15 protein-coding genes and 2 pseudogenes are annotated in these 20974 nt (G+C 54.9%); 2 read left to right on the forward strand and 15 right to left on the reverse strand.

From position 1 onward, the window contains the following. Window positions 1–124: 124 nt before the first annotated feature. The 12 genes and pseudogenes from NZD89_RS23255 to NZD89_RS23310 form a co-directional block, all read right to left on the reverse strand. Window positions 125–1822 (reverse strand): ABC transporter substrate-binding protein, encoded by a 1698-nt coding sequence (locus tag NZD89_RS23255; RefSeq protein ID WP_268005057.1) that lies wholly within the window; start codon window positions 1820–1822, stop codon window positions 125–127. Window positions 1823–1880: 58 nt separating this feature from the next. After that, a complete protein-coding gene (locus NZD89_RS23260) occupies window positions 1881–3083 on the reverse strand; it encodes a M20 family metallopeptidase (RefSeq protein WP_268005059.1) in 1203 nt (400 codons plus the stop codon). Window positions 3084–3224: 141 nt separating this feature from the next. Then, the gene (locus NZD89_RS23265) at window positions 3225–4115 is read right to left on the reverse strand and encodes a LysR family transcriptional regulator (protein WP_268005061.1); all 891 of its coding nucleotides are present in this window, start codon (window positions 4113–4115) and stop codon (window positions 3225–3227) included. Between the two features lie 111 nt (window positions 4116–4226). Further along, window positions 4227–4844: a trimeric intracellular cation channel family protein gene (locus NZD89_RS23270; RefSeq protein ID WP_268005063.1), complete on the reverse strand. Its 618-nt coding sequence runs from the start codon at window positions 4842–4844 to the stop codon at window positions 4227–4229. A 68-nt stretch (window positions 4845–4912) separates the two neighbouring features. Then, window positions 4913–5386 (reverse strand): helical membrane plugin domain-containing protein, encoded by a 474-nt coding sequence (locus NZD89_RS23275; protein WP_268005065.1) that lies wholly within the window; start codon window positions 5384–5386, stop codon window positions 4913–4915. Next, window positions 5361–8348: pseudogene (fdhF, locus tag NZD89_RS23280) on the reverse strand (formate dehydrogenase subunit alpha). The gene NZD89_RS23275 and the pseudogene fdhF overlap by 26 nt, the downstream one beginning before the upstream one ends. Window positions 8349–8492: 144 nt before the next feature. Continuing rightward, the gene (locus NZD89_RS23285; RefSeq protein ID WP_268005067.1) at window positions 8493–8867 is read right to left on the reverse strand and encodes a Na-translocating system protein MpsC family protein; all 375 of its coding nucleotides are present in this window, start codon (window positions 8865–8867) and stop codon (window positions 8493–8495) included. A 43-nt stretch (window positions 8868–8910) separates the two neighbouring features. Next, window positions 8911–10503, reverse strand: coding sequence for a peptide chain release factor 3 (locus NZD89_RS23290; protein WP_268005068.1), 1593 nt, complete (start codon window positions 10501–10503; stop codon window positions 8911–8913). A gap of 139 nt (window positions 10504–10642) precedes the next feature. Continuing rightward, window positions 10643–11962 carry an RNA polymerase factor sigma-54 gene (rpoN, locus tag NZD89_RS23295; RefSeq protein ID WP_268008592.1) on the reverse strand — a complete coding sequence of 440 codons (1320 nt, stop codon included), beginning with the start codon at window positions 11960–11962 and terminating at the stop codon, window positions 10643–10645. 222 nt (window positions 11963–12184) lie between these two features. Continuing rightward, complete coding sequence (locus NZD89_RS23300; RefSeq protein WP_268005069.1) at window positions 12185–13630, reverse strand: NAD-dependent succinate-semialdehyde dehydrogenase; 1446 nt, start codon at window positions 13628–13630, stop codon at window positions 12185–12187. Between the two features lie 103 nt (window positions 13631–13733). Further along, entirely contained in the window at window positions 13734–14858 is a 1125-nt protein-coding gene (locus tag NZD89_RS23305) for a zinc-dependent alcohol dehydrogenase family protein (protein ID WP_268005071.1), read from the reverse strand. Window positions 14859–14906: 48 nt separating this feature from the next. Beyond that, window positions 14907–15314 (reverse strand): annotated as a pseudogene (locus NZD89_RS23310) (MBL fold metallo-hydrolase); the annotation flags it as partial. Window positions 15315–15529: 215 nt separating this feature from the next. On the opposite strand from NZD89_RS23310, the gene NZD89_RS23315 reads away from it, so the two are divergent. Together NZD89_RS23315 and NZD89_RS23320 are read left to right on the forward strand one after the other, a co-directional pair. Next, a complete protein-coding gene (locus NZD89_RS23315) occupies window positions 15530–16891 on the forward strand; it encodes a sigma-54 interaction domain-containing protein (RefSeq protein WP_268005072.1) in 1362 nt (453 codons plus the stop codon). 342 nt (window positions 16892–17233) lie between these two features. Next, window positions 17234–17662 (forward strand): Fur family transcriptional regulator, encoded by a 429-nt coding sequence (locus tag NZD89_RS23320; RefSeq protein ID WP_268005073.1) that lies wholly within the window; start codon window positions 17234–17236, stop codon window positions 17660–17662. 190 nt (window positions 17663–17852) lie between these two features. On the opposite strand, the gene scpC is transcribed toward NZD89_RS23320, so the two are convergent. The 3 genes from scpC to NZD89_RS23335 form a co-directional block, all read right to left on the reverse strand. Continuing rightward, window positions 17853–19370, reverse strand: a complete 1518-nt coding sequence (scpC, locus tag NZD89_RS23325) for a succinyl-CoA:acetate CoA-transferase ScpC (protein ID WP_268005074.1) — start codon at window positions 19368–19370, stop codon at window positions 17853–17855. Between the two features lie 167 nt (window positions 19371–19537). Next, a complete protein-coding gene (locus NZD89_RS23330) occupies window positions 19538–20200 on the reverse strand; it encodes a LytTR family DNA-binding domain-containing protein (protein ID WP_268005075.1) in 663 nt (220 codons plus the stop codon). 123 nt (window positions 20201–20323) lie between these two features. Then, window positions 20324–20965 carry a bifunctional 4-hydroxy-2-oxoglutarate aldolase/2-dehydro-3-deoxy-phosphogluconate aldolase gene (locus NZD89_RS23335; RefSeq protein WP_268005076.1) on the reverse strand — a complete coding sequence of 214 codons (642 nt, stop codon included), beginning with the start codon at window positions 20963–20965 and terminating at the stop codon, window positions 20324–20326. Window positions 20966–20974: the final 9 nt, after the last annotated feature.

Consider the following 20974-nt stretch of genomic DNA (forward strand, 5'->3'; position numbering starts at 1 on the left):
TATAACACCATATATTGTGTCTATCAAATATTTTTTAATAACAAAGCACCATATCCGAATCTTTTGGATTTCTCAAACGCCGAAACTAGCAGCAGGCGCAGAGACTTCTGGCGCTTCGTCCGGTTTATTGATGGGACGAGTCCACCCAAATATGTGCGAGCGGATCTTCCTCCAAATTTCGGTTGATGTAGTAGCCATGTACCCACGGCTGGATGGCGTAGATGTACTTGCCGTAGTACAGCGGGACAATCGTCGCGTCATGCATGACTTGTACCGTCACCTGCTTGTACAAATTCGCCCGATCCTGCTGATTTGTATCCGTCTGCGCTTCGTCGAGCCAGTGGTCAACCTGTGCATTTGAATACATCGTAGAGTTGTTTGCCGGCTGTTCTGAAGAATTGAGCAGCGTGTAGAGGAAGTCGGACGCATCCGGGTAAGTCTGATTCCAGTCGATCAAAAAGGACGCTTGATTTCCCTTCGCGTTCAGCGTCAGAAACGTACCCCAACTGGTCGGTTCCGGGGAAATGTCGATGCCGACCGCCTTTAGGTCACTCTGAATCTGGTTGATGATCTGTAACGTCGACGGATCATTACTGCTATAAAACTTCGCCCTAATTGGCAGCGATACACCGGACTCTTTTAACAATTCCTTCGCCTTTTGCGGATTGTACGCGTAATTGACGTCGCTCGGCAGGTCGTCCACATGACCAAATACACCTGGTGGCGTCGGTTGATTTGCCACGGTATCCTGATTCTCTAACAGTTTGACGATCAGTGGTTTGTCAATGGCATACTCTACGGCCTGACGCACCTTGACATTCGTAAACGGCTGCTGTTGCACATTGAGTCCCATATACCAGATGGTTCCGGCCGACGACGTGAGTATGTCCTGTTTGAGGTTCGGATTCGAAACGAACTGATGATACGCGGATGAGGGGATGCCCCGCGTGTTGAACCCCAGAAATGCGGTCTCTCCTCGTTGAAATCTCATGGCGTCTAATTCCGTGTTGTTGTTGTACGTAAATGTAATTTGATTCAAGTAGGGAAGCTGGTTTCCGTGCTCATCCTTCTGGAAGTAATGTGGGTTTCTCGTCAGGACCGCCACGTTGTTGGTATTGCTCTTCAATTCAAATGCACCAGTGCCCATTGGTTTGTCCAGTCCAAACGCCGCGTCGCCGACCCGTTCAATCCACGCAGGATCGATCCCGACAAAAAAGTGCATAGAAAGAATATTCAGGAAAAAAGGCTCCGGTTTTGTTAGGACGATTTTCAGGGTGTACGGGTTCGGTGCGGTCACTCCACTGATCTTCGTCGACTTCCCATCGTGATACGCAGTGGAGCCTTGAATGATGGGGTCGATTAACGACTCACCCGGGGACGCGATGTTCTTGTTGAGCATGCGCTCGAATTCAGCGATGTAGCTTTCGGCTGTAAGCGGGTCTCCATTCCAGAAGTGAATACCTTTTCGCAGGTGAAACGTGTACGTTTTCCCATCGGACGAAACGTCCCATGTTTGAGCGACATCGCCCACGATGTCGTTGGTCGTTCCTTTGTAGGTGACCAGTTGATCGTACATGGATTGGACGAACTCATCCGACAGGACGTCTTCGGCAACGGCTGGATCGATAGAATGAATGTCCTGACTCATATCGAGTTGGAGATCTCCACCTCGGATTGGGTCACTCTGCTGATTTTTGATAGACTTCGTATCTGGAGTCTGTCCAGATGCATTGGAAGTGGCCGTACCGCATCCGGACAGTAAGAAAGCAGCCATGCTGACGGTCGTGACAAAGGCGCAGCCTTGTCTTCGCCAATTGACCATTAAAATCCCCCCTAACGATTTATATCGGATCTGTGTGAGCCGGCCGACCTCGGAGCCATCAATCATTACTCGTGTGACCTACGGATCGCCACTGTTCAAACTCATCGCGAACCTTTTGGAATGCGTGTGGATTCGCAAACAAGTCGTATGCGGTCATCGCCAATGCCTTGGACGCCTGATTTAAGGCGACTAAGCCATCCTCCGACGCGGCCGCGTCGCGAAACTCCGGCGTGTGGTTAGAGTGGTCCCCGATGCGGATGTATGGGTGAATCGTGGCCGTGACGCGCCCGACGTTGCCGATGTCGGAAGAGCCCAAGCCGCTCCCAGCCGGTGGGTCAACCACCTCAATGCCCATCGAGATGAGGTTTTGCTTAAACAATTCTCCAAGTGCCTTGTTGTTGTTGCGTTCCGCATAAATGAGACCTTCTTCAATTGCGCATCGGGCGCCAACTGCCTGTGAACAATGTCGGACGGCCTCGTAAACTCTCTGGCGAACCACGTCGAGCCCTTCCACTGTGGCCGCCCGGAGAATAAACTTCGCCTCACAGTACTCAGGGACGACGTTGGGTGCCGATCCGCCTTTCGTGATAATTCCGTGAATTCGCACGTCGCTTTTGAAGAACTGTCGTAGGCCGTTGATGGTTACGAACGTCTGAATCACTGCGTCCAGCGCGCTGATTCCTTCTTCGGGGGCTGACGAGGCGTGTGCTTGGCGACCATAGAATTTGAATGTCGCATCGACGCAGGCGAGCGATCCACGAGTGACGGTCGTCATGTTGCGCGGGTGACACAGCATAGCGGCGTCGATATCGTCAAACACACCTGCTTCGCACATGACAATTTTACCACCACCATCCTCTTCTGCCGGCGTGCCGATGACGACAATTTGACCGGGCAAATCAGGGCAGGCATCGTGCAAGGCGAGCGCCGCCCCTACCGCTGCGGTGCCAATCAGATTGTGCCCGCAGGCGTGTCCAATCTCCGGCAGGGCATCGTACTCGGCTAATACCGCGACGACGGGTCCCTCTGACTGCGCGCCCCAAGATGCTCGGAAGGCGGTTTGCAGACCGGCGATTTCTCGCTCCACCCGAAATCCCGCGTCCACTAACGGCGCGGCTAACCACTCCACCGCTTGGTATTCTGCGAAACTAAGTTCAGGATTAGCGTGTATTTTCAACGCGAGTTGGCGCAGTTCGGCGTCCCGAGCATCTACAGCCTGTTGTATCCGCGCCTTTGCCAATTGTTGCTGATTGACGACCACATTGACACCCTCCTGTTTGAATTTTTATAAAACAAATCTTAAATGGAGGGTTTATATAAGTACAATTCATCATTTTTTGTACGCGAGCAAAAATCTATTTATAGTTGGTAGAGATGCACCCGTCCGCATGTCCACACCTAGTCACTCACAGCGCCTCATATGACTGATAAACTTATCCATCAGTGCATATTTCAACGTCGATTCGCGATAAAGCATCCAAGTCGACCGGAGAATTGGCTCCCCGTTTCTGTGCACCAAATCCTCTCGATACAATCCGTCGTCATCATGAATGAAGTCACTTGGGATAATGGCGTATCCAGACACGTGTTTGACCATCTCTTTGCACGTTTCAAAACTGTCCACCTGCATGGTAATCGTGGGGGGTTCGTGAAACCGCTCATACCACCACTTGTCTATCGCCTGGGTCAAAGAGGAGTGCGCATAGCTGACCAATTTGTTGGAGAGGATAGGCGGTTTATAACTGATTCGCGGCAACTTCGGAAGCTCGTCCAAATGGACCGGCGATTGGGAAATGATACAAATGCGCTCCTCGTTTAGCAGATGTTTCTCGTCAAACCACGGGAAGTCACCACGTACCACCCCAACATGAATGTCGTCGTTGATGAGCAACTCGTATATTTCCTCGCTCCACCCCGTCGTCACGTTGATATGGGCCTTTGGGTACTGCGTACTGAACCGTTGCAGGATAGACGGGAGATTGTGGAGTCCGAAGTAGCTGGACACCCCGATTCTGATGTTTCCGTGCACACCACCCTGCATGTTGGCGATATCGTCTTTTATATTTTTTAATTCCGCAATCATTTTTCTCGCATAACGGACCAGATACTCCCCTTCCGGCGTTAGCCCGATTCCCTTTCCCTGTCTCGCAATCACCGGTGCATTAAATTCCCTTTCAATTCTTCGCAGTCGATACGTCAGCGCTGGCTGCGTAATGTACAATCGTTCGGCGACTCGCGTGAGGTTCTGATCCTCTGATAGACACTGAAGGAGCAGATAGTCCTTTTCGTCCACATAACGCCCCCCTTGATGAGTGGTCACCCGCCGCCCATCTCCCTTGTTTCACGTTTCATTCTATACCGTTTTACCGCGGTGACGCAGCCAACCGTTGAAAGTAATCGAAGCTCACCGACGAAGCATCAGCTTATCCCACACTTTATCCTTGTACCGCACCGCGAACATGCGCACGGCGACCACTATGGAGATGGTCGACAACAGCGGAATCGGCTCCAGGAACCCACGTCCGCCAATCGCGACCGCGACACCGACTAGAACGGCGAGAATCGCGTGTATTTCTTCACGCAGGGCAATCGGTTTTCGCCCCGCCAACAAATCCCGGATGACCCCTCCCCCGATGCCTGTGAATAGAGCCGCCATCACGGTCATGCCCAGGTTGTCCCCAAACTGACGCGCGTAGAGGGCCCCCTGAAGTGAAAAGGAAGCCAATCCGATGGAGTCAAAGAACAGACCCCACTTTTTCCAATGGTGGATCCACTTTGTGGACAAAATATAGAGAATGGCGAGAGTGCCCACGACGAGCAATAATGTTTCCCGGTCCCAAAGTTTAGTCACCGGTACACCGATGACCGTGTTTCGAATGACACCTCCGCCAAACGAGGTGGTTAGTCCAAGTATGAATACGCCGATCATACGATACTTCGCCTGAAGAGCGACAAACGCTCCACTGGCTGCATACGCGCAAGTACCAATACCGTGTAAGACAAGCCATCCCAGGCTTTCCAATGTTCTACCTCCCTATTATTCCTTAGGCGCCACGACACAAAAACGATGACCCTTGTCGCCAAAAAGCCTCAAAGCTTTTGCCCCATGCCTTCCAGCACACCTAACATCAATGCAAACGTGCGGTTCACATCCGGGCTGCGCAGCGCTTTGGCCAGTTGAAACACGCCAACCCGCTTCCCAGATTCCAAGTTGTCTTGCCCACGCTTCAGGCCGACGACGAGCGCCTCGCCGAGCGCATTCACATGAGACGGGTCGATTTTGCTCACCATCGAACACGCCGTCATAGCATTCTTTATGGTATTCAGCACGGACGGCTTCAAGATCTGCTCCAAGGCGATGGACGCGACTTTTTCCTTCGAGTTCAGCAGTGCGTGAAGGATGTCTAGCAGGCCACTATCGTGCAGGTCTTGTATGACAACCAATAGGCTGTTGATCGCCTCTCCGTGCGCAGCGAACGCCTCTTGCATCGCTTGTGAGGCGTCTTTTAACTGATCCTCTTTCGTCGGCTCCAACCGATTAACGTTGGTCGTGGGCTTCGCCATGATCGGTCACCTCCAAGGCTTTGTCTTGAACAGAAACGTAGCCCGGTCGATTCCACTTTCGCCATACCTCCACACCCTGTTGTGGATTGCGCTTGCCAAAACGCGGATTATTTTTGCGCAAGGGACGCCGCCCCTTTTCGCGCAGCACTTGCATCCGCACAAATGTCTCTTTGTACGCCGGCGTGTTGGTTCGTGTATCCGTCGTCGGACCAGTCAGTAGGTTAACGGCTGACGCTTCGCTCGTCGTATTCATGGGAAGGTACAATTCTTTCCCGTGAACTCGATCCGTGACAACGACATGAACCTTCACCTTTCCATAGGGAGATTCCAACAAAACGAGCGATCCGTCGCAAATCCCCCGCTCCTGCGCCAGTTCCACAGAGACCTCAACGAACGTATCCGGGACCTTCTCACGAAGTCCAGAGGACTTATCCGTCATGTTTCCTTCGTGGAAGTGTTCCAGCAACCGCCCGTTGTTCAGGTGTAAATCAAATTCCCCTGCGGGCTTGGCGGGAGCGATCCAATTTGCTGGGACGAGCCGCGCTTTGCCGTCGGCGTGGGCGAACCCTTCCATGTACAAGCGAGGCGTATCCGTACCGTCACTGGCAACCGGCCAGAGCAGACTCTGGTAACCTTCGAGCCGTTCATAACTCACGCCCGCGAAAATCGGCGAAAGAGCAGCTGCCTCCGCCATCACTTCGCCCGGATCTCGATAGGTCCAGCCTGCGCCCATTCGATTTGCGATAGCGGTGATGATCTCCCAGTCGGGCTTTGACTCTCCGAGTGGCTCCAGCACCTGATAAAGCCGCTGAATTCGCCGCTCCGTGTTCGTGAACGTGCCTTCTTTCTCCAAGCTCGGGCTGGCTGGTAGGACGACGTCAGCAAACTGCGCTGTCTTCGTCAGGAACACGTCTTGGACGACAAAGAAATCCAGTTGACTCAGGGCTTCATGAACGTGATTCGAGTTGGTATCGACCCACGCCATATCCTCTCCCATGAGGTACATGCCGTGGAGATTGCCTTTGAGGATGGCATTTAACATCATTTGATTATCCATTCCTGGCGTAGCAGGAATGGTCACTCCCCAAGCTTGTTCAAAATTCCTGCGAGCCGTCTCGTCGGCGACCAACTGGTACCCTGGCAGCCAGTTTGGCAGTGTGCCAAAATCGCATGCACCTTGTACGTTATTGTGTCCCCGCAGCGGGAATGCACCAGCACCAGGGCGGGCGAAGTTTCCCGTTACGAGCAATAGGTCACTGATGGCACCACTTGTCTCACTGCCCCCGCGTTGTTGCGTGACACCCATCGCCCAGAGGACGGCGACACCATCGGCATCATGAATCATCGACGCCATCTGCATCAACTGCGCTTTCGAGATGCCCGTTTCCTGTTCGGCATATTCCAACGTGTATGGGCGAAGTGACTCGACCAGCGAACCCAACCACCTTGTCGTTGAGGAACTGCGCGTCGTGCCACTGCCGGTCGATGATGTATTTGGTCACCGCCGACAGCCAGACGTGGTCTGTGCCGGGTTTCGGTCGTACGAATAAATCCGCGCGCTCCGCCATCTCGTGCTTGCGAAGGTCGACGACCATGAGCTTTTGGCCGTTCAACTTGTGCGCGCGTTTGACACGCGTCGCCAGAACCGGATGCGCCTCCGCGGGATTGGCTCCGACGATGATGACAAGCCCCGCTTTCGCGATGTCCTTTATGGTGCCGGCGTCGCCGCCAATTCCCACCGTGCGCATCAACCCATCCGTTGCCGGGGATTGACAGTACCTCGAACAGTTGTCGATATTGTTCGTCCCGATTACGCCACGCGCCAGTTTTTGCATGAGGTAATTCTCCTCATTCGTCACTTTCGACGAAGAGATGAAGCCTAGTGCGTCGGGTCCGTACGTCTGTTTCAACTCGCCAAACTTCTCTGCGATGAGGGTCAATGCCTCGTCCCAACCCGCCTCATAAAACGTATCGCCGCGGCGAATCAGCGGTTTTTTCAGGCGCTCTTCGCTATTGACGAAATCCCAGCCGAACTTGCCCTTGACGCATGTCGAAATGCCATTTACCGGAGCGTCTTCAGTCGGCTCTATCTTTAATAGCTCCCGGCCCTTCGTCCAAACGTCGAACGTGCAGCCGACGCCGCAGAACGTGCATACGGTCTTGGTCTTTCGAATTCTTTGCTCACGCATCGCCGATTCGATTTCGGAGATGGCAAAGATCCCGCCGTACCCAGGCTCCACATCTTTAATCAGCTCGATCATCGGCTGTAGCACTCCGGCTGGCATCCCTGACAGGTATCCCGCATTTCCGAGCATCGACTTCTCCATCAAGGCGTTGGTCGGGCACACAGATACACAGTGGCCGCATGACACGCAGGACGACTCATCGATGGCGACGTCGTCGTCCCAAACCACTCTCGGCATCTCGCGCTCCCAATCAATGGATAACGTCTCGTTCACCTGAAGGTCTTGACACGCCTCGACACAGCGTCCACAGAGTATGCACTGGTCGGGATCATATCGATAAAACGGATTGGACATGTCTTTTCGTAGCCTTTGGGCCGGTACGGGTAGCGTTGATGTTCAATTTTCATCAGTTCCGCCGTGTTGTGCAGCACGCAGTTGCCGTTGTTGTTGTCGCAGACGGTGCAGTACAGCATGTGGTTTTCAAGAATTCTGTCCATGGCCTCCGTCCGTGCGGCACTCGCGAGGCGAGTCGTGGTCTCCACCTTCATTCCAGGTGTCACCATCGTGGAGCACGCTCTCACGATTTCCCCACCCACTTCGACCATACAGGTGTCACACGTTTGAATAGGCCCCAAATTCGAATGGTAGCAAACGTGCGGATGTTCGATCCCATTCTCCATCATGGTCTCCAAAATCGACTGACCGTCGGAACCTTCATACTGGACTCCGTCGATTTCGACCGGGAATCGGGTGCGCAGCGCGCCAGAATCACTCATCGAGAACCCCCCTAGAAAAATAAAAAACTCCACCAAAACCAGGGCCCCTGTACACTAGGGAAGCTGGTTTTAGTGGAGTAGTCTCAAGCACATCCTGTACTCGTGTACCAATCCACAACGATTTTGTTGTTACCCCCAAGTCTATCAAATCGCGTTTTCGTCGTCGAGCCCCAGCGGACGATCAAATACGTAAACCGTCATGGCAATATCTAGGTCGACGTCGAAATCGCAAAACAACGTAATCAGTTTCGCCCCGACAACCTTTTCGACGTCCGCTCGCAATGCCGCGTCTTGATAAATCTGTTTGATAAACGTCGTGCGAAGTTCGCGGACCAACCGTCTCCCGTCCTCCGACCCGACAGCAAATTTCTCCACACTGGTCAGATTGCCCTTCATTTCACAAACGGCCCAAGGGCCGACAAATCGCGTTGTGATTTGTTCCGGGCCCTTACCGACATGCTTCTTTCGAATCTCTCTGACGAGATTGCTAAACGCGTGTGCAACTTTGGTTGTGCTCATGGTACCTCCGATACATGCCCGGTCCGTCGCCATACGGCCGTGATTACATTCCGTAGGAAGTCGAATGCAGCACGACACCTGGGTTCTTGTCGAGGACCAAACGAATCGAAAATTCATTCGGGAAGAGCATGACGAGCCTATCGTCTTTGTCTTTGACGACAATGATGGAATGGCGGTCGTAGTTGAGCTTCTCAATGTCGTCAGACGACTCAATCCATCGCGCGAACGAGTAAGGCAGGTTGTACAGTTCCACATCCGTTCCGTATTCCGACTTCATCCGGTACTGAAAGACTTCAAACTGCAACTGGCCGACTGCGCCAAGCACCATGTCCTCGGTCCGGTTGGCCTGCCGAAACACCTGGATGGCACCTTCCTCGGACAGTTGTTCGATCCCCTTGTGAAATTGCTTATACTTCAGGGTGTTTTTGACATACACACGTGCAAAATGCTCAGGGGAGAACTGCGGCAACTTCTCGAAGTGGAAGCGTCCGCTCTCCGTCAGCGTGTCACCGATGCGAAATAGACCGGGATCGAAAATGCCGATGATATCCCCAGGGTACGCTTCGTCGATGATCTCGCGGCCCTGCCCAAAAAACTGCTGCGGCTGGGCGAGGTTCGCCTTTTTGCCGGTGCGCACGTGAAGCACGTTCATCCCGCGCTCGAACTTGCCGGAACAGATGCGGATGAAGGCGACCCTGTCACGATGCGCAGGATTCATGTTGGCCTGGATCTTGAACACGAATCCGGAAAACGACGGATTGGTCGGCTCGATGACCCCGGCGTCCGTTTGGCGAGGACCTGGGGCAGGGGCGAGATCGATAAACTGATTCAGGAACGTCTCCACCCCGAAATTCGCGATGGCGCTGCCGAAAAAGACAGGGGTAAGCTGTCCACGGCCCACGAGTTCTTCGTCGAACGGGTCCCCCGCGATATCCAAGAGCATCACTTCGTCTTTCAATTGGTCGTGTAAATCTGGTCCAAGCACTTCACGAAGGCTAGGATGGTCGATGTCTTCCACCTGGATGTCCTCCGTCTCCTCCCCACGTTCCGTAAAGCGCTCAAATCGACAATCCGCCCGATTATAGATCCCCTGGAATTCCTGACCCATGCCGATGGGCCAGTTCATCGGGCACGAGCGGATGCCAAGCACCTCCTCTATCTCCTCGAGCAGCGCAAGCGGGTCCTTCCCTTGGCGGTCGAGCTTATTGATGAATGTGAAAATCGGAATGCCACGCATCCGACAGACTTCAAACAGTTTGATGGTTTGCGGCTCTACGCCCTTCGCAGCGTCAATCAGCATCACGGCGCTGTCGGCCGCAGTGAGGGTGCGATACGTGTCCTCGCTAAAGTCTTCGTGACCAGGCGTATCGAGGATGTTGATGCGTCGATTGCGGTAGGAAAACTGCAACACGGTCGACGTAACGGAAATTCCTCTTTGCTTCTCGATTTCCATCCAGTCGGATGTCGCATGGCGTCTCGCCTTCTTGCCCTTGACGGCACCCGCTTCGCGAATGGCGCCGCCGAATAGCAACAATTTTTCGGTCAACGTCGTCTTCCCCGCGTCGGGGTGCGAAATGATGGCGAATGTCCGCCGCTCTATCTGCGTTCCTTGCTGTTTCGTGGATTCTACCGGCACTTATGCCACTCCTGTATCGTTAATATCCGTCATTATGAGTGTACCACGTGTGCCACCGTGGCGCCCGACAGATATGGAGCAGAAACCGTGACGATAGTCGCACGTTCCTCACAACTGCAAGCAAATCGCCGTGTGGGCCTCATTCATAGCGCCGCCTCCGCTGTGATGTAGGGATGTTCAATTCTTCTCGATACTTCGCGACCGTCCGCCGCGCCAGCGAAATCCCCTGTTCGCGCAGTCGCTTCGCCAGCTCCTCATCAGACAGTGGTCGGGTTGCATCCTCCTGCGCGATGAAGGTTCGAATCCATTGCTTGGCCGCCTGCGTGGAAATGGCCCCGCCTTCGGACTTCAACTCTGCTGTGAAGAAATATTTAAACTCTAGTACTCCTTGCGGGGTATCCATATATTTTCCTCGGACCGCACGGCTGATGGTAGACTCGTGCAACTCGAGCTGATCGGCGATTTGGCGCAGTGTCATCGGCTCGAGCGCGCATGGTCCGGCCTCGAAGAACGCTTGTTGTCGGCTGACAATGGCACTGGCCACGCGGAGGACTGTGGCCTGCCTCTTCTCCAGGCAGTGACTCAACCAGCTCGCAGACTGCAAGTGCTGTCGCAGGAACTGTTTCGTGGCGAGGTCAGGGGCGCTGTCAAACATCCGCACATACGACCGATTCACGTGCACGCGGGACAGCGACCACTCGCTATCGACCGCTCGAAACATCCCGTCTACCTTTTTTACCACGACGTCTGGGATGATATGTTGTGGGACCGTGTCACCCAACACGAGCCCCGGGCGCGGATTCAGTTCCTTGATGATGGCGACCGCCGCCCGCACCTCCTCCACGTCCACATGCAACGCTGTTGCGATCTTGGAGAATTTGTGGGTCGCGACGTCCTCCAGGTGATGGCGGACCAGGGTTTCTGCGAGCGCACGCCGTTTCGAAGGCACTTGTCTCAGTTGTAAAAGCAGGCAATCGTGGAGATTTCGGGCGCCGATGCCCGCTGGCTCGACTTCCTGCAGCAAGGCGACCGCCGATTGGACAGTGGCCCTATCCGCCCCACACAGCGCGACCAACTCCTCATCCGTCTCGCGCAGATACCCACTGTCCTCGAGCAGTCCCGTAAGAAATAGCGCGACCCTCGTCACTTTTGGGTCATTGGAGAGCAATCGGACCTGCTCTGCGACGACATCCGTCATCGTCTGACGAACCGCCACGCGCTGTTCAATAGGGGCCGCCGCCGCGCCGCTTCCCACGGTTTTCCGCGATACGGGATAGGCGCTTTGAGATGTGGATGAAGGGGTCCGAGGAGAGACCTCGACGAATGGATTGGCCATCGAAAACTCTTCGACCCATTCGGATAGCTCTTCCCCCGTAAATCGAAGCACGTCGATGGCCTGCTTCATTTGTGTCGTGATGGCCAGTTTTTGCTTTTGTTCCTGGTGAAGGTCAAAACTCATGTACACCGTTGTTCACCTCCGAAGTTGCAGTGACATCTCGATTTATGGCCACGCGACGACAGCTACTACCTAGATCATCTCTCAATATTGCGACAAGTCAATCGGGAATAAAAAGGAACGCCGCAGAGAAACTCTGGGCGTTCCACGAATCAAACACGCTTTGCTGCTCCTTGCCGCCAGCCGACGACATCGCGCCAAAGACGAGCGGCATCTGCATTCAATTCAGCTTTGGATACCGCCAAGGGAGACGTATTTGATGTCAAGGTACTCTTGAATCCCATACATGCTCCCCTCACGTCCGAGACCAGACGACTTGATCCCGCCAAATGGAGCCTGTGCCGTCGACGGCATGCCATCGTTCGCCCCAATGATGCCATATTCCAATTTCTCAGCCAGTCGGAACACGCGCCCCACATCCCGGGTAAAGAAATACGATGCGAGGCCGTACGGGGTACTGTTGGCCTGTCGAATCACTTCTTCTTCCGTGTCAAACGGAATCACGGCGGCGACTGGGCCAAACGTCTCCTCTTGCGTGATGAGCATCGAGTGATCGACATTGGCAAGCACGGTCGGCTCAAAGAAGTACCCTGTCTCCCCGATCCGCCGTCCCCCGATGACGACTTTCGCGCCTTTGGCCACGGCATCGGCAACGTGTCTCTCGACCTTCGCGACACCGTCTCGTTCGATGAGCGGCCCCACCGAAATGCCGTCCAGCAGTCCGTTGCCAACTTTCATGCGACCCATTCGCTCTGCCAATTGCAGCGTAAACGCTTCATAAACCGCACGGTGCACGTAAAAGCGATTTGCGGACACGCAGGTCTCGCCCATGCCGCGCATTTTGCAGAGGACGGCGTGATTCACGGCTGCCGCGAGGTCCGCGTCGTCAAACACGATGAAGGGGGCGTGCCCGCCAAGTTCGAGCGACACGCGCTTCATCGTGTCCGCCGCTTGCCGCATGAGGATTTTTCCAACTTCAGTCGATCCGGTGAACGAGACCTTGCGCACGCGAAAATCATCCATGATCACCTTGACGAGCGCGCTGGCTTCCGTTCCGCTGACGACCGACAGAACCCCTTGCGGCAAGCCGGCTTCCTCGAGTATCCGAGCTATCTCAAGCGCGGACAGCGGAGTGAGCTCAGACGGCTTCACAATCATCGTGCACCCAGCCGCCAAAGCCGGCCCCAGCTTTCTCGTAATCATGGCCGCCGGGAAATTCCACGGCGTGACGGCTGCGGTGACGCCGACCGGTCGCTTCAGTACGACAATCCGCTTATCACGCGAACTGGACGGAATGGTGTCGCCGTAGATGCGCATCGCCTCCTCCGCAAACCAATCAAAAAAGGAGGCGGCATAGTTCACCTCGCCGCGCGCTTCAGCAAGCGGCTTCCCTTCCTCGAGCGTCATCGTGTGTGCAAGGTGGTCCACACGCTCCCGCATCAAGCGCGCTGCATCGCGCAGAATCGCTGCCCGCTCCGCCGCGAGCGTATCCGCCCACTCCGCTTGTACCGCCGCTGCGGCATCGATTGCGGCCTGTACGTCACCAGTACTCGCGTTGGGTACAGCTGCAATGACCTCCTCAGTGGCGGGGTTTTTGACCATAAACACCTCGTTTGACGTTCCGTTTGTCCATCGCCCACCGATAAAATTTTGATAAGTTCCCAGTTCCATAGATCTGGCCTCCTTATAACCCTGTCGCGCTCGCCGCATCGCCCTTCACTCACTTGGGTGAAGGTGCGAGTGAGATCGCCGTCACTATCCCCGCGCACGGATATTACAGCGTGACGATGAGCCGTGAAGCTTGGCCTTGTGCCAAGCGGTCAAACCCCGAGTTGATCCGCTCGAGCGGCAATCGGTCGGTCACTAGTCTGTCGACTGGGAGTCGGCCCTGTCGGTACAGCTCAATGTACCTTGGGATATCTCTCGACGGAATGCAACTTCCCACGTACGATCCCTTGATGGTGCGCTCCTCGGCCGTGAGTGTCACCTGGGGAAACGAAAACAAATGGCTCGGATCCGGCAATCCTGTGGTCACCGTCGTGCACCCGCGGCGTGTGATCGCAAATGCCGTATGCATCGCAGGGACGGCCCCCGCTGTTTCAAACGCGTACTCGACGCCTCCGTTCGTGATGGAACGAACGTGCTCCACCACGTCAGGGTCTCGCGCGTCGAACGCGTCGGTGGCCCCGAGGTCGCGCGCCAACTCCAGCTTTGCCGGATTGACGTCGACTGCGACAATGCGGCGTGCACCGGCGACCTTGGCGCCGAGCAGTGCACTGAGCCCAACTCCGCCGAGCCCCACGATGGCAACACTGCTACCGGCGGATACTTTCGCCGTGTTCACCACGGCACCGACACCGGTCATGATGGCGCAGCCAAAGATGGCCACTTCGTCAAAAGGCACTTCGCTGTCGACTTTCACAAGTGAGTTCCGCGAGATCACCGCGTACTCCGCAAAACCGGAAACGCCTAGGTGATGCTGAACCTGGCGTCCGTCGAGATGGAGCCGGCGTTCACCAGACAAAAGCGTGCCCGCTCCATTGGCCGCGGCTCCAGGTTCACACAGTGCCGGCCGCCCCTCTTGGCATGGCAGGCAGTGGCCACAACTCGGGACAAATGCGCACACGACATGGTCACCCGCTCGCAAATCTCCGACGCCAGGTCCCACCTCGACTACCTCACCCGCCGCTTCATGGCCGAGTGCCATCGGCATGGGTCGCGGGCGGCTGCCGTTGATCACGGACAGGTCGGAGTGACAGAGACCGGCTGCCCGGATGCGGACGAGGACTTCGCCGGGGCCTGGTGCATCGAGATCGAGTGTCTCAATTTTTAACGGCTTACTGTCTGCGTAAGGTGCCGGCAAACCCATTTCATAGAGTACGGCTGCGCGTGTTTTCATTTCGACATAGCTCCCCTCTGTATTGACGTACGCCTTGCACGACGTCGTTTATTCGTAGTAGCCTTCCGTCGACTTGCGAAACGCCTGAAACTGTTGTGCGTCGTGGCCAAACCAGACTTCAGAGTTGGTTTTCGCCGCAATTTTGCGAATGCGCTCAACCGTGTTCACAAATCCCACGGAATCATAGATGATGCCGGGGGGTTTGACCGGAGGGCCGTAACTTTCGGCGGTATAAATCGCATCTGAGGCCAGGATGATATTTCCGTACTCGGGAAGCGATACTTGCAGTCCGAGCATCCCCCAGGCGTGACCGCTGCCGAAGTTCAACACGTTCACCCCTTGCGCCAAATTGACGCCGTCCTCGTCTCGCTTGATGGTCTTCCATTGCAAGTTGTTTTTGATCCTGGCATCGATGTCCCCCCAAATATACGCTCCCAACTTTTGGTTGCGCGCATAGACTTAAGCAAATTCCATGCCAACACGATGAGACGTGGGTTCACTGGGCGACTGCAACAACGGTCGCGACGGATTTGGTGAAAATATTCACCACATCTTTTCCCCGAATGGCATTGTCCGCGAAAATCGCCGGTGATATATTTCACCTAAGGTGACGAAATTCACCGACAGGTGGATTCCCTTTGCGTAAAACGGGTGGAGGCTGGAGATGAAACATGGATTTGCGGCTGCACAACGAACTAGCCGAGATCATCGAGTGGTTTCCGGACGGAGTGTACGTAGTGGATGGCGAGTGCCGGACGCTGTTGGTCAACTCCGCATACGAGGAACTGTCAGGGTCCAATCGAGAAGATTTGATTGGCCGGACCATGACCGATTTGACAGAGGACGGTTTTTTTAACCAATCCGTCTCCGTCCTCGTGCGGGAAACCAAGCGACCGATGTCCTTGATGCAGACGTTGAAAAACGGAAAAGAAGTGATAGTCACAGGCAATCCAGTGCTCGACGACAAGGGGCGCATCCAACTCATCGTGACGAGTGTCCGCGATATCACCCACCTCAACCGCGTGACTGCGGAGCTGGAAAAGGCAATCGGGCTATCCGAGTTGAACAAGCACCAATACCACGTGGCGTTAGAGCGAGGTCCGAAGGTCATCGCAAAAAGTAAACAGATGCAGGAGGTTGTGAATCGGGTCAAACAAGTTGCCCCATTTCCCACAAGTGTACTCATTTCCGGGCCCTCCGGCGTCGGCAAAGAGGTCATTGCAAACTGTATTCACGATTTGAGCCAACGCAGTCAGAAGCCGTTCATCAAGGTGAATTGTGCCGCCATTCCAGATGCATTGCTGGAGTCGGAGCTGTTTGGGTACGAGCCCGGCGCATTCACAGGCGCGCGCCGCGACGGGAAAGCGGGCCTGTTTGAGCTCGCCGATGGCGGGACGATTCTACTCGATGAAATCGGTGATATGCCCCCCTCCATCCAAGCGAAATTGTTGAGGGTACTTCAGGATCTAACCGTCCTGCGCGTGGGTGGCACGCGTCCTCGGTCGGTCGACGTGCGGGTCATTTCCGCGACCAATCAAGACCTCCGCAAACTCGTTCAGGACGGACGATTTCGGGAAGATCTGTATTATCGCTTACAGGTGGTCGAAGTCCGAATTCCCCCGCTGAGTCAGCGGCCACAGGACGCAATCGCCCTCATCGAACACTACTTCCACTACTACTGCACAAAATATCGGGTCGCAAAGCGACTGCGACAGGATACAGTGGATACGCTCCATCAGTACCCTTGGCCAGGCAACGTTCGCGAGCTGAAAAACCTGATGGAAAATCTGGTTGTCTCGGTACCGTCTCTCACCATCGAACCACATCACTTGCCGATTCACGTCCAGAGTAGGCAAGATACGAAGCGCGCGCGGTCACTCAAACAGAGACTGGACCGATTTGAACAGCAGGTCGTGATGGAGGCCCTCAGTCAACATGGGTCTTTTCGCAAGGCAGCAGAGGCGCTAGGCGTCGATCACTCCACGCTGGTCAAAAAAGTAAAGCGATGGACCGAGAACCCGCCCATTGCATAAAGGGTCGACATACGGTCAGTCGAATCAGCTCTCCAGTAGGGCCACATCCGCTGTCTCGGAACGCCGCCCCGTGCGCTTCACATACCGTTGTTTAGCCCGACAAAGGCCGCGGGTGCCCCCGTAAATAAGACCCCCGCAAAGCGATGAGGACTGGGCCGCAACAAGTGCACCCTGGAACGACAGGACGTGACCGTTTACCGACTCGCCCTATGTCAAATAGGAAAGGCACAGGACAGCCCGATGATTCATTTGTCAACCTCACTTGGATATACGATAATACATTTGAAATTGATTAACTGCCTATCGTATTTTATTCTTGTGTGAATGAGAGGAGCCGGGGAGATGCAGACCACCACAGAGGAAATCTTACAAAAACTCAAACGTGCCGGTCTGAAATTTACCGGGAAACGTCGGGAGACGGTCGATTTTTTCGTTCGACACAAGGATAAATATATGTCGGCAAAAGAAGTCTACGAGCATCTGAAAGAGATGTATTCAAATATTAGCTACGACACGGTTTATCGCACGTTAGCCACGTTGCTAGAAAACAACGTCATTGAACATATGGAATTCCGGGATGGTGCCGCTCGTTATCGCCTGATGTGTCATGAAGAGCATCATCACCATTTGGTATGCCTCGGATGCGGTTCCACGTTTGCCATAGACACGTGCCCAATGGCAGATTTGTCGAGTGAAATCGGCAACTTCCAGGTAACAAACCATCGTTTTGAAATTTATGGATACTGTTCGAAATGTCAGGCGGCCTCGTAGGTGGCTCACCCCACACGCATGCGTCAATGTGGCAGATTGAGCCCATGGTAACCGGCAGCAGCGTACCTGCCGTACGCTGTTGCCTCCACACTGAAACATGCACAGATAAGGCGGTCGGTTACCCATTCAGAACTGTGCTTTGGCCGCGGCTGGCTGCGCCGCTGCACACGGCTCACCGATACTTTCTCGCTCACATCACCCGGGCGAGATTTTTCGTTTTCCTCATGTCCCCTGTTTCACGAAAACGATTGTGCCAAGACAACGCCTCTTCAAGAAGGTGCGGCGTCTGTCCACCGCGACGCTGTGCTCTCTCAAAATAGTCGAGGAGGGCATCCCGGTAGTCTGGATGCGCCAAGGTACTGATGATGGTGCGCGCGCGCTGACGTGGTGAGAGCCCGCGTAAATCGGCAAGCCCTCGCTCAGTCACGAGTACGTCTACGTCGTGCTCGGTGTGATCGACGTGTGTCACAAACGGCACGATACTGGAAACGCGCCCGCCTTTGGCCACCGATTTCGTCACAAACACCGTGAGTGCCGCGTTTCTTGCGAAATCCCCGGAACCTCCGATGCCGTTCATCATGTGAGTCCCAAATACGTGTGTGGAATTGACGTTTCCGTATATGTCCGCCTCGAGGGCCGTATTCATCGCGATGACCCCAAGCCGGCGGACGACCTCGGGATGGTTTGATATTTCCTGTGGTCGTAAAATCATTCTGTCGCGATAGCGAGCGATGTCGTTCGTCACACGCCGTGCCTTGTGCTCCGACAGAGTCAACGACGAGGCGGATGCAAACGACACTTTCCCCGCGTCAAACAACTCAAACACGGCATCTTGCATCACTTCCGTATAAATCTCCAGATGCTCGAACGCGGAGTTGACCAGGCCGCTGAGCACTGCGTTCGACACGGAACCGACGCCGCTTTGGAGTGGTGCGAGTTGCTTTGGTAACCGACCATAGCGCACTTCGTGCTCGAGAAAATCCAGAATATAGCCAGCCATGCGCAAAGTATCGGCATCCGCCGGAACGATACTGGACGGCGTGTCCGACAACGTCGAAGGGACGATTGCGACGATTTTCTCTGGGTCACACGGGATAGACATACTTCCGATGCGGTCGCGTACCGAGCGAATTGGGATGGGCAGCCGCTGTGGACGATCCAGAGGAAGATAGATGTCGTGCAGGCCTTCGAACGCTTCCGGGATATTCATATTGATCTCGACGATGACATGTTTCGCTCGTTGCACGAAGATTGGGCTATTTCCGACGGAAGTCGTCGGAATGATACCGCCGTCTTGTGTAATCGCGGTCGCCTCAATAATCGCTAAATCTATCTCCCCTAGGCTTCCGCCGCGCAGAAGCTCCGCAGTGTGACTCAAGTGCTGATCTACGTATTCCAGCTCGCCGGCGTTGATGGCCTCCCTCATGAGACCGTCAGACTGATAGGGCAAGCGGCGGCGAATCAGATGGTGAGCGCTGAGAATACCATCCGTGTCACCGAGGGACGCCCCTGAGTACACATCGATACTAAGCCGTTCCCCGCTCTCCTCGACGCGATTTGCCAAAGCCTGAAGTACGGCCTTGGCATCCCCTGATTTTGTGAATCCGCTAACTCCTAGTGTCATCCCATCTCGGATCCACGTTTGTGCTTCGTCTGCCGTCATAACGCGCGATTGCAATCCAATATGTCGAATTCGATGTTCCAACATCGATACTCACCCCTCATCCACAGAGAAAGCGCTTTCTTACTTGGGATTATAACGCTTTCTGAAGGACAGGAGGACGTTTTGGGACAGGACGTGATAATCGCGGACAGAGCCCGAATAGAGGCGACGAGTGAGGTGGGTGAATTGTGCTCTGCGGACGGCAAAATGGGTCAAAACCCGAGGGATTGTCGGACCTGCCTCGCGTACGTCTGCGATACCGTCAGACGAGTCCTCGATTCGTCTTTCAAGGTCACTACGAGACTGGAGCGGTCGTCCCGTTGGATGAAGTCAATCCAAGAAATGTTGACGATATACGCGCGATGAATGCGAATAAAGCAATAGCTGGGAAGCCGTTGCTCCAGCGAATGAAGCGTGTGGTCTGTCGTCAGCGAGCCGTCATTTGTATGCACCCATGTTTTCTTTTGATAGCTTTCGAAATACGCGATGTCCGGGAGGGGAACGGGTCTCCACATCGCACCCGCTTGTCCCATCACGAACCTGAGTGGTTGTACCTGCATCAACTGCCCAGGTGGCAAGATCACCGTCAGCGCAGACTCCACACCCGCCTGCGTCCGAAGCGGATAACCCAATCCGTGGTACGACACGCCAAAAAGGGAGGAGTCCACGTCCGACTCGACGCGTTCCTGTTGGCGAAACACCTGATCTGCGATACTTCCCTTTGGCACCAGGTCCCCTGGCTCGATGTGTAAATCGTGAGTCCCAGGACGGTACAGCATGTATCTTTCCCTGTCCGCGATGGCGATGGAGGCCGCGTCGGGAATCCAGTCAGTCAATACTTGCGGAAGCTGTGTAAAAATAGACAGATCCGTCACGCTGTGGCTCGCTCCCTTCTGGTCAGTCCTGGCGATATTGTGACGTCAACCGCAGAAAGCGTGGTCACAAAGAGACCACGCTTTCGCCGTTCTGCTCCACCTTAGCAGATGAGAAAGTGAAAGTTACCCTCTGTGGGTGCGATACAAATCGACAAAGGAACGGGCCATCTCGCGAATGGCGTCGTAATCACCGCGCTCGACGGCAGCCTTGTTGACCAGGCTGCCGCCCAGCCCTAGAGCGAGCACACCCGCGTCAAAGAATTCTCCGGCGTTCTCAAGTGTTACCCCACCAACGGCCATCAACGGTACATTCGCCAGCGGACCTCGAACTTCTTTGATGTACCTTGCCCCCATTGTACCAGCCGGGAAAACTTTCACAAATTGCGCACCAGCGCTGTATGCGTCATAGATTTCAGTCGGCGTCAGGGCCCCTGCCATGACAGGGATATTCGCCTCGACCCCGACGTGGATCACGCTCCGATCTACGTTTGGCGTGACGAAAAACTGGGCGCCGTGCGCTTTCGCCGCGAGGGCTTGCTGCTCGTTGAGCACGGTGCCAGCCCCGACGCTCATCGAATCTCCAAACTTGGACAGGAGGGATGCGATGGCCTCGAGGGCCCCCTCCGTGTTGAGCGTCACCTCGACGAGGCGAATTCCGCCGTCGTACAGCGCTTGCACCAGTGGATGGATCACGCTCGTATCGATCCCCCGGATGATCGCCACGACACCTGTTTCTTGAAGTCGCGATGCAATGACGTCGCTCACTTTACCAGA

Origin of the sequence: Alicyclobacillus fastidiosus, assembly GCF_026651875.1 — a bacterium.
Classification (GTDB): Bacteria; Bacillota; Bacilli; order Alicyclobacillales; family Alicyclobacillaceae; genus Alicyclobacillus; species Alicyclobacillus fastidiosus.

Bases quoted from the DNA above. Each gene is read 5' to 3' on its own strand.
- NZD89_RS23255 (WP_268005057.1), bottom strand. From the start codon at position 1,822: ATGGTCAATTGGCGAAGACAAGGCTGCGCCTTTGTCACGACCGTCAGC.
- NZD89_RS23275 (WP_268005065.1), bottom strand. From the start codon at position 5,386: ATGGCGAAGCCCACGACCAACGTTAATCGGTTGGAGCCGACGAAAGAG.
- NZD89_RS23320 (WP_268005073.1), top strand. From the start codon at position 17,234: ATGCAGACCACCACAGAGGAAATCTTACAAAAACTCAAACGTGCCGGT.
- NZD89_RS23300 (WP_268005069.1), bottom strand. From the start codon at position 13,630: ATGGAACTGGGAACTTATCAAAATTTTATCGGTGGGCGATGGACAAAC.
- rpoN (WP_268008592.1), bottom strand. From the start codon at position 11,962: ATGAGTTTTGACCTTCACCAGGAACAAAAGCAAAAACTGGCCATCACG.
- NZD89_RS23305 (WP_268005071.1), bottom strand. From the start codon at position 14,858: ATGAAAACACGCGCAGCCGTACTCTATGAAATGGGTTTGCCGGCACCT.
- NZD89_RS23315 (WP_268005072.1), top strand. From the start codon at position 15,530: ATGGATTTGCGGCTGCACAACGAACTAGCCGAGATCATCGAGTGGTTT.
- scpC (WP_268005074.1), bottom strand. From the start codon at position 19,370: ATGTTGGAACATCGAATTCGACATATTGGATTGCAATCGCGCGTTATG.
- NZD89_RS23285 (WP_268005067.1), bottom strand. From the start codon at position 8,867: ATGAGCACAACCAAAGTTGCACACGCGTTTAGCAATCTCGTCAGAGAG.